The 7,148-nt window shown below is 67.7% G+C and carries 5 protein-coding genes and 4 pseudogenes; 4 read left to right on the forward strand and 5 right to left on the reverse strand.

Annotated features, from left to right (window positions below; genetic code table 11):
• From B056_RS41685 to B056_RS46355, 4 genes and pseudogenes are all read left to right on the forward strand, one after another.
• Nucleotides 1-261: IS30 family transposase (locus tag B056_RS41685; protein WP_154676862.1), on the forward strand; the 261-nt coding region annotated here is incomplete at its 5' end.
• A 58-nt stretch (nucleotides 262-319) separates the two neighbouring features.
• Nucleotides 320-582, forward strand: a pseudogene (locus tag B056_RS44065) (IS3-like element ISMyma3 family transposase); the annotation flags it as partial.
• Nucleotides 583-711: 129 nt separating this feature from the next.
• Complete coding sequence (locus B056_RS42395) at nucleotides 712-1,194, forward strand: hypothetical protein (protein WP_154676863.1); 483 nt, start codon at nucleotides 712-714, stop codon at nucleotides 1,192-1,194.
• 129 nt (nucleotides 1,195-1,323) lie between these two features.
• Nucleotides 1,324-1,398 (forward strand): annotated as a pseudogene (locus tag B056_RS46355) (helix-turn-helix domain-containing protein); the annotation flags it as partial.
• A gap of 308 nt (nucleotides 1,399-1,706) precedes the next feature.
• On the opposite strand, the gene B056_RS35330 reads toward B056_RS46355, so the two are convergent.
• From B056_RS35330 to B056_RS44070, 5 genes and pseudogenes are all read right to left on the reverse strand, one after another.
• Nucleotides 1,707-4,871, reverse strand: a complete 3,165-nt coding sequence (locus tag B056_RS35330) for an FG-GAP-like repeat-containing protein (RefSeq protein WP_154676864.1) — start codon at nucleotides 4,869-4,871, stop codon at nucleotides 1,707-1,709.
• A 231-nt stretch (nucleotides 4,872-5,102) separates the two neighbouring features.
• Nucleotides 5,103-5,539: pseudogene (locus tag B056_RS35335) on the reverse strand (DDE-type integrase/transposase/recombinase); the annotation flags it as partial.
• Between the two features lie 53 nt (nucleotides 5,540-5,592).
• Complete coding sequence (locus B056_RS0105910; protein WP_035750270.1) at nucleotides 5,593-6,027, reverse strand: GNAT family N-acetyltransferase; 435 nt, start codon at nucleotides 6,025-6,027, stop codon at nucleotides 5,593-5,595.
• Between the two features lie 410 nt (nucleotides 6,028-6,437).
• Nucleotides 6,438-6,827 (reverse strand): GNAT family N-acetyltransferase, encoded by a 390-nt coding sequence (locus B056_RS0105915; protein ID WP_018500971.1) that lies wholly within the window; start codon nucleotides 6,825-6,827, stop codon nucleotides 6,438-6,440.
• A gap of 124 nt (nucleotides 6,828-6,951) precedes the next feature.
• Nucleotides 6,952-7,148, reverse strand: a pseudogene (locus B056_RS44070) (IS5/IS1182 family transposase); the annotation flags it as partial.

The raw sequence follows: 7,148 nt of genomic DNA on the forward strand, positions 1-7,148 counted from the left end.
GCCGAGCACGCCCGATTCACCGTCACGACCGGTATCCCTGTCTACTTCTGCGACCCGCATTCACCATGGCAGCGTGGGAGCAACGAGAATACCAACGGGCTGCTCCGCCAGTATTTCCCTAAGGGCACCGACCTGTCGGATCACACACAGGCGGAACTCGACCGTGTCGCCGACCTGTTGAATCGCCGCCCGCGTCAGACCCTGGACTGGGATACNCCCGCCGAAAGACTCAATCACCTGCTACTCTCGCAGAGCGGTTGATGCACTGACGGGTTGAGCTCGCCCCTACCTGTGAACGGAACCGGGGCAGCTTCACACGGAGACGCTGCGGATCTGGGTCCGCCAGGCCCAAGCCGAAGCCGTCGGTGGGCAGCGCGCGGAGACAGGCGGCGAGGAGCTGAAGCGGCTGCGGCGGGAGAACACCGAGCTGCGGCGGGCGAACGAGATCCTCAAAGCGGCGCCGGCTTTCTTTACGGCCGAGCTCGTTCGGCCCTCGAGGTGCTCGTGAGGTTCGTCCGTGAGCACGCCGACCGCACCGACGGTGGGCTGAGCTGGGGCGTCGAGCCGATCCGCAGCACGTTGGTGTGACTGCATCGCCGTATCGCCGTATCGCCGTGGCCGCTACGAGGCGGCGAAAGGACCGAGAAGACATCGTCCAGTTCGCTGCGCCATACCCTTGCCGAAGGCCCTCAGCTGCGACACACTGGATGAGTGAGCGACGGGAGAACTACAGACGATTTTCGTTTTGTCCCGGTTCATGTTCCGGAACCAGGGGATCTGGAGAAGTCTCAGCCTTTCAATCTGCGCGATCTTTGGGTGGTGGGGACGCTTGCTATTTGCGACGTAGACGAGCCACCAAAAGAAAATACCCTGCCCAGCATAAGTGTCAAGATTACTCAGTATATCCGTTTGGGCGATGATTCTTTGATAAGACTTGACATGGACCGAGGGTTCACTGCTTCCCGGTACGGGGCCAGCGGGGAAGTATCCTGGGCGCGGAAAGCAAGCGACTTGGTCGCGGAAATCCTGGACTTGGTGCGAACAGATGATGAGGATGATCCCGATCTTCATCCCTGGGAGGAACTTGCCGAAGCGGCGCAGAAGCGCGGCATCAGCGTCAATGGTGCTGTACTGCGTGAACTTCCATATCAGGTGCTGCTGACAGCTGAGGTCATTGCCTTGTTTGAGCTCTGACGCTCAGGCCGATCCGCCGACGAAACGGTCAGGTGAGCGTGCCGTAACACGAGGATGCACTTACTGACGTTGAACGTGGGGGGTGATGGTGTCTTCGGTCTTGTTCAGCTGGGTGGGTATACCGGGTGTATGAGGTATCCCGATGGCGGCGGGTTGACGGATGCTGACCGTGCCCGCCGGGAGCGGGTCCGGTTGCAGGCGGCGGGATCGAACAGGTCGCCGCGTCACCGCCCCCCGGACTGCACCTTCCCGATGTCCCGACCGTCGAGAGCTACACCGAGATCATCACGACCCGACGCGTTCCCACCGTCGGAGCCACCACGTGACGCCCGAAGCCCTCCCCGCATAGCCTGAACCAGGATCACGCGAAGTCACTCTCCGTACACCACACCCCCGGACGTGACCGCTGGAGCACCGTCGACCTGCCGACCGAGCCCCATGGAGGCTCAGCTACGGGAAGACCTGCGGTCAAGATCGGCTGGAGTCGCCGGATGCAACAGTGCCCCCCCCCGCTATCCCTTCCGGATGATGCCGTTGTTCGCCCAGGCGGTCACCGCGCCGGCGGCGTCGAGGGCCAGGTAGTCGTCCCGGCCGTCGCCGTTGTAGTCGACGAGGTTGAGCTGGTCACGGCTTACTCCGACGCCGCTGGCGATCTCGCCCTGGGCAGCCCAGGCGGCGCCCCCGGAGCCGCGTCGGTTCAGCCAGGCCCAGATCCGTCCGGTGCTGCTGGTGATGAGGTAGTCGTCCCGGTGGTCACCGTCGATGTCGGCGAAGGTGACCAGGGATCCGGGCAGGCCGATGCCCGCGGCAACGTCACCTGCCGGGGTCCAGGTCACGCCGGTGCTGCCGCCGGCGGTGTTCAGCCAGCCCTGCACCTGGCTGCCCGCGCCGACGACCAGGTAGTCGTCCCTGCCGTCACCGTTGAAATCGGCGAAGCGCACCGTCGCCGGCGACGCCCCGACGCCAGGCCCGACCTCGCCCTTCCACAGCCACGGCGCGCCGGTGCCGCCGCGGTTGTTCAGCCAGCCTCGGACCTGTCCCTGGTCGCCGACGACCAGGTAGTCGTCCCTGCCGTCACCGTTGAGGTCGGCGAAGCGCACCGTCGCCGGCGACGCCCCGACGCTCGGGCCGGACTCGCCCTGCCACAGCCACGGTGCTCCCGTGCCGCCGTGGTTGTTCAGCCAGGCCCGTAGCTCTCCGCTGGCGCCGACGACCAGGTAGTCGTCCTTGTGGTCGCCGTTGAGGTCGGCGAACCGCACCTGGTCCGGCGTCGCGCCGACACCGCTGGCGACGAGGCCCTGGTAGCCCCAACGGACGGCCTGGTCGAACCGCTGATTCACCCAGGCCGTGACCTGCCCGGTGCTGTTGACCACCAGGTAGTCGCTGGCGCTGCCCCCGTCGATCCGGGCGAACTCGACGTTGGCGCGGCCGGCACCGACAGCGGCCACTACCTGGCCCTGCCACACCCATCCGGGGCTGGTGGAGCCGTAGGTGTTCAGCCAGGCACGCACACCCCCCTGATCGTCGACCACCAGGTAGTCGGCGCGGCTGTCCCCGTCCAGGTCGATCAGCCGCACCATCTCCCGGGTCGCACCGACGCCGCTGGCGACCTCGCCCTTGTACGCCCAGGACGGCCCACCGGGGCCGGCGTCGTTCAGCCAGGCCCGCACCTGCCCCTGCGCGCCGAGCACCAGATAGTCGTCGCGGCCGTCACCGTCGATGTCGGCGAAGCGCACCTCGTCGCGGGACGCGCCGACCCCGGCGGCGATCTCCGTGCCGCCGGTCCAGGAGGGTGACCCGTTGCCGCGGTTGTTGATCCAGGCCCGCACCTGCCCCTGCGCGCCGACCACGAGGTAGTCGTCGAAGCCGTCGCCGTTGACGTCGGCGAAGCGCACCTCGTCGCGGGACGCGCCGACCCCGGAGACGACCTCCGTGCCGCCGGTCCAGGACGTCGATCCGTTGGTGCGGTTGTTCAGCCAGGCCCGTACCCGGCCCTGTGCGTCGACCACGAGGTAGTCGTCGAGGCCGTCGCCGTTGATGTCGGCGAAGCGCACCTCGTCGCGGGACGCGCCGACCCCGGAGACGATCTGCCCCTCGTAGCGCCAGCCCTCCTGGGAGGTCTGCGACGGATCCACCGGGTTGGTGGTACCGCCCGCGCCGCCTGTCGCGGAACCGCAGGCGTCCGCGAAACCGGCCTGGGGGACCCGGAACGCGTCGTACTTCAGGACGTCGCCGATCGTCTTGTAGAAGGCGTCGCCCATCTTGCGGTAACCGGTGTCGTTCGGGTGCAGCGAGTCGTTCATGTCGGCGGTGCCGACGGCGCTCATGTCGACCAGGTGCACGGCCCGGCCCGCGGCCTCGAACTTCGTCACGACGCCCGGGATGGCGGCATTGTAGGACTGGATGCGGGTGTTCGTCGCCGCGTCCGTGGACGGAACGAGCGTGGCGACCAGAACGGTCGTCTCCGGGGCGGTGTCGAGGATCGCGGAGATGAGCCGGCGCAGCCGGTCGGGGGCGCCGGCGACGTCGAGGTTCTGCGACATGTCGTTCGTGCCGACGTGCAGCGTGACGACGTTCGGCCGGTACTGGCGCACCCTGCAGACGATGTTGGTGATCTGGCTGATCGTCCAGCCCGAATGGCCTTCGTTGTCGGTGTCTGCCAGCGAGCCGGAGTCCACGGAGCCGACATAGTCGAGGGAGTCCACGTCGTCGTGCAGCTGGTCCCACAGCCGGCCCCGGTAGCTGGACCTGGTGGAGCTGCCGGTGCCGAGGGTGATCGAGTCACCCAGCGGCATCACCCGCAGGTCCGTCGCGTTGGTCGTGCGGAACAGCCCAGCGATGATCCCTTCCAGCAGCGGGCCGGCGTTCGCGGCCATGCCGGCCGAGGCGTTGGTGAAGATCCCTCCGAGGGACGGCCACCAGGCCGCCAGCTTCAGCCCGAAGGTCCGCATGGACTGCCAGATCCCCTGGATGAGCGCCCCGCCGTTCGCCTTGACCCAGGGGCTGAGCCACTTCTCCCAGGCACCGCCGCCCAGTGCGGCCAGCGTGGCCGCGCCCAGGGTGTAGCCCCAGTCCTTCCAGCTGCCCAGGGCTCCTTGCCGGTACATTCCCAGAACGCCGGCGGAGAAGGTGCCGACGAACCCGCCGAATGATGTGCAGACCACCGCGCCGGGAATGGCCCCCGCGCCCGAGGCGCCGGCGATAGCAAGGCACCAGGCCCGAACGTAGTAGGCAGCCGCCATCCCGAAGGCGCCGATAAGCATGTCCGCCCAGTCGGTGGCCTGGACCTCACCGCCGTCGATCGTGAGGGACACCCCGGTCGAGGTCGCCGCCAGTGCGCCGTCGTAGTCCCTCCACACGGTGAACGGGGGGGCCAACCCACCTGACGGGGCGAGCAGGAGCGGGTAGTTCTCCAGCTCCTCCCGGACGGTGTCGCTCAGTTTCGGGTGGCGGCCGTTGATCTCGTCGACCCAGATCTGGGCTTTGGCGCGGTCGAAGCCGTGCGGCACCGGCATGTCGATCGTGACGCTGGTGGGGGGCGCATCGCCGTCCGCGGCCACCGAGGGCCGGGCCATGCCCGCGATCATCGCCACAGCGGCGATGATCGCGACCATGATCATCCCCCAGGCGCGACGGCGTGCTGGCCACGCGTGTCCCGGGACGACGGTGTCAGGCACGCTGCCTCCAGCTGGGGGGACGTCACCCCTCGACAGCTTTCGAGGGCGATAGGCATCAGATCACCCCAAAGCCGCCCCATGGAATCCACTACATGAACAGCATCAGACGAAAGTGAGCAACACCGCAGGCGGGCCGCCGCGCCGACCGGGCCCGCGCCGTAGAGAGATGGCGGGGAACTGTTGTGTTCCGAGGAAGCGGGGCACGCCAGCGGCCGCGGCGACCGGCGGCCAGACAGCGGCTGCGAGTTCGGTGAACGCGGCGGCCAACCGCAGCCTCGGGTCGGTGCCGACGGCGAGTTCGTAGTGGCCGCGTCGGATGTTCTGGATGAGGGCGTGCCCGGTGCTGATCGTCTGGACCGAGTGCAGCCGTTTGAGTCCACGCATCGGCCGTAGCCGGGCTTTCAAGCGGCCATGATCGGTCTCGATCCGGTTGTTCTCCCGGGCGGCGTCGACGTGGCAGGCTTCGGGGAGGAGCTCGTCGAGGATCCGCGGGTAGACGGGTGCCGGCGAGGACGTCGATGACCTGCCCGTGCTGGTCAGCCGCCCTGGTACAGGTAGGTCCAGCAGCCGGTGACCTTCACATACGTTTCGTCGACGAACCATCTGTCGCCGGGCCGGTGGCGGCACGGCCGCGCCGCATCGACCAGCAGAGGCGTGAAGCGCCGCACGCAACAGGTCGGCGAACTACCNTATTCGTCCCGACTTTGTTGATCTTCTTGGGTCACTCCGTACGGTCAGTGCGGGTGTGGAGATCCCGGAGCCACCGGGTTCGGCCTTCCTGTTTCTGGTACCCGGTTTTCTCGTAGGTCGCGTGGGCGTCGAGGTTGTCGTCTTCCACCATCGCGTCGGCCAGGACAGCGCCGAGAACGACGAAACGGTCGTGGGCCGCCGCCAGCAGCGCACGTGCCACACCGGTCCGGCGACGGTCGGGGGCGACCGCGAGTCGATAGATGTGGCCGCGCCATCCGTCCCATCCGGCCACCACCGTGCCGATTATGACTCCGTCCAGTTCGGCGACAAGCACGGCCGCGGGGTCATGGGTCAGCAGCCGGCCGACCCCGATCGGGTCGTCGCTCACGCTCGTGCCATCGGCGGCATGCCGCCAGAACGCCAGCAGTTCGTCCACGTCGCCGGGACGGCCAGACCGGATAACCATGCCACGATCATTGTCTCTCGTCCGGTGGCCGCAGCGGGGTGACGCTGCACGTCGACAGTCCGGTGATCTGCACCTGTTACCCCATGCCGATTGATCTTTACCGACTCCCGTCTGAGCTGATCTCCTCCGTCGGGCGGGCAGGCTGCGCCTCACTCCGGGTTCTCTCGGCCGTGCAAGAGCGCCAACGGTCCGGCCGTGCCTGCTAGGTGCCGTGCGCTCTTGCGCGGTCGGGAGGTTTTGGGGTAACCCTGCGGGTGCCCGTGTGGCGGAGGCGATCAGCGGTGCTGCACGTCCGACTCCTCGCGACCTGCGGCGGTTCCTCCCCTCCTCCAGAGGAAGGGCCGGGGTCCGGGGCGGAGCCCCACTGTTCTCAAGCTGCGCGGTGCAGTGATCGGTACGACCGGATCCGTCTACCGGTCGAGAACATGGGTGAAGTGATGCGCGGCGATGGCCATGCCTGCGTTCAGGTAGAGACGGTGAGCGTCGGTCCGGGTGGGCCCGACGCCTGAGTCCAGCCGGACCTGGTCGCAGCCGAGGCGGTGGGCCTCAGTGAACAGCCATGCGAGCAGACGGCCGGCGTATCCGTGTCGGCGTGCGGATTCGAGCGTTGAGAGATCGTCCACGTAGAGATAGCGACCGAAGGACAGGGCGTGGCCGATACGGAATCCGGCTACCGCCCGTGCAGCCGGATTGGATTGCTCGAAGGCGCCCACCAGGCGATATCCCTCGGGTCGTTGGACGGCGTCGACGAGCTGGACGAACTCGCTCCCGGTGTGGATGTTCGGGCGGAGCGCGGCCATCGCGGGGTACGCGGAGCTGGTCGCGGGAGGCAGAATCTCACGAATATCGGCAGCCACGCGGCACAAGACTAAAGGCTGTTTCGTAACTCGGTTTGGGTGGGGTGTGGCCGGTCCGCGTGACCGGTCAGCCGGTCCGGCTGATGTTGTAGAGATGGGCGATCCCGGCCGCGGTGATCCCGAGGGTGCGGGCCTGGCGGCGGTAGTCACGCAGGATCTTCCAGGTCTTCATCCCGGCGAGGGCGTGTTCGACGCGGGCCCGGACCTTGCGGTGCACCCTGTTCAGCTCCTCCTTCCACTCCGACAGCGGCTGTCCGTCGAGGG

Origin of the sequence: Parafrankia discariae, assembly GCF_000373365.1 — a bacterium.
In the GTDB taxonomy this organism is placed as follows: Bacteria; Actinomycetota; Actinomycetes; order Frankiales; family Frankiaceae; genus Parafrankia; species Parafrankia discariae.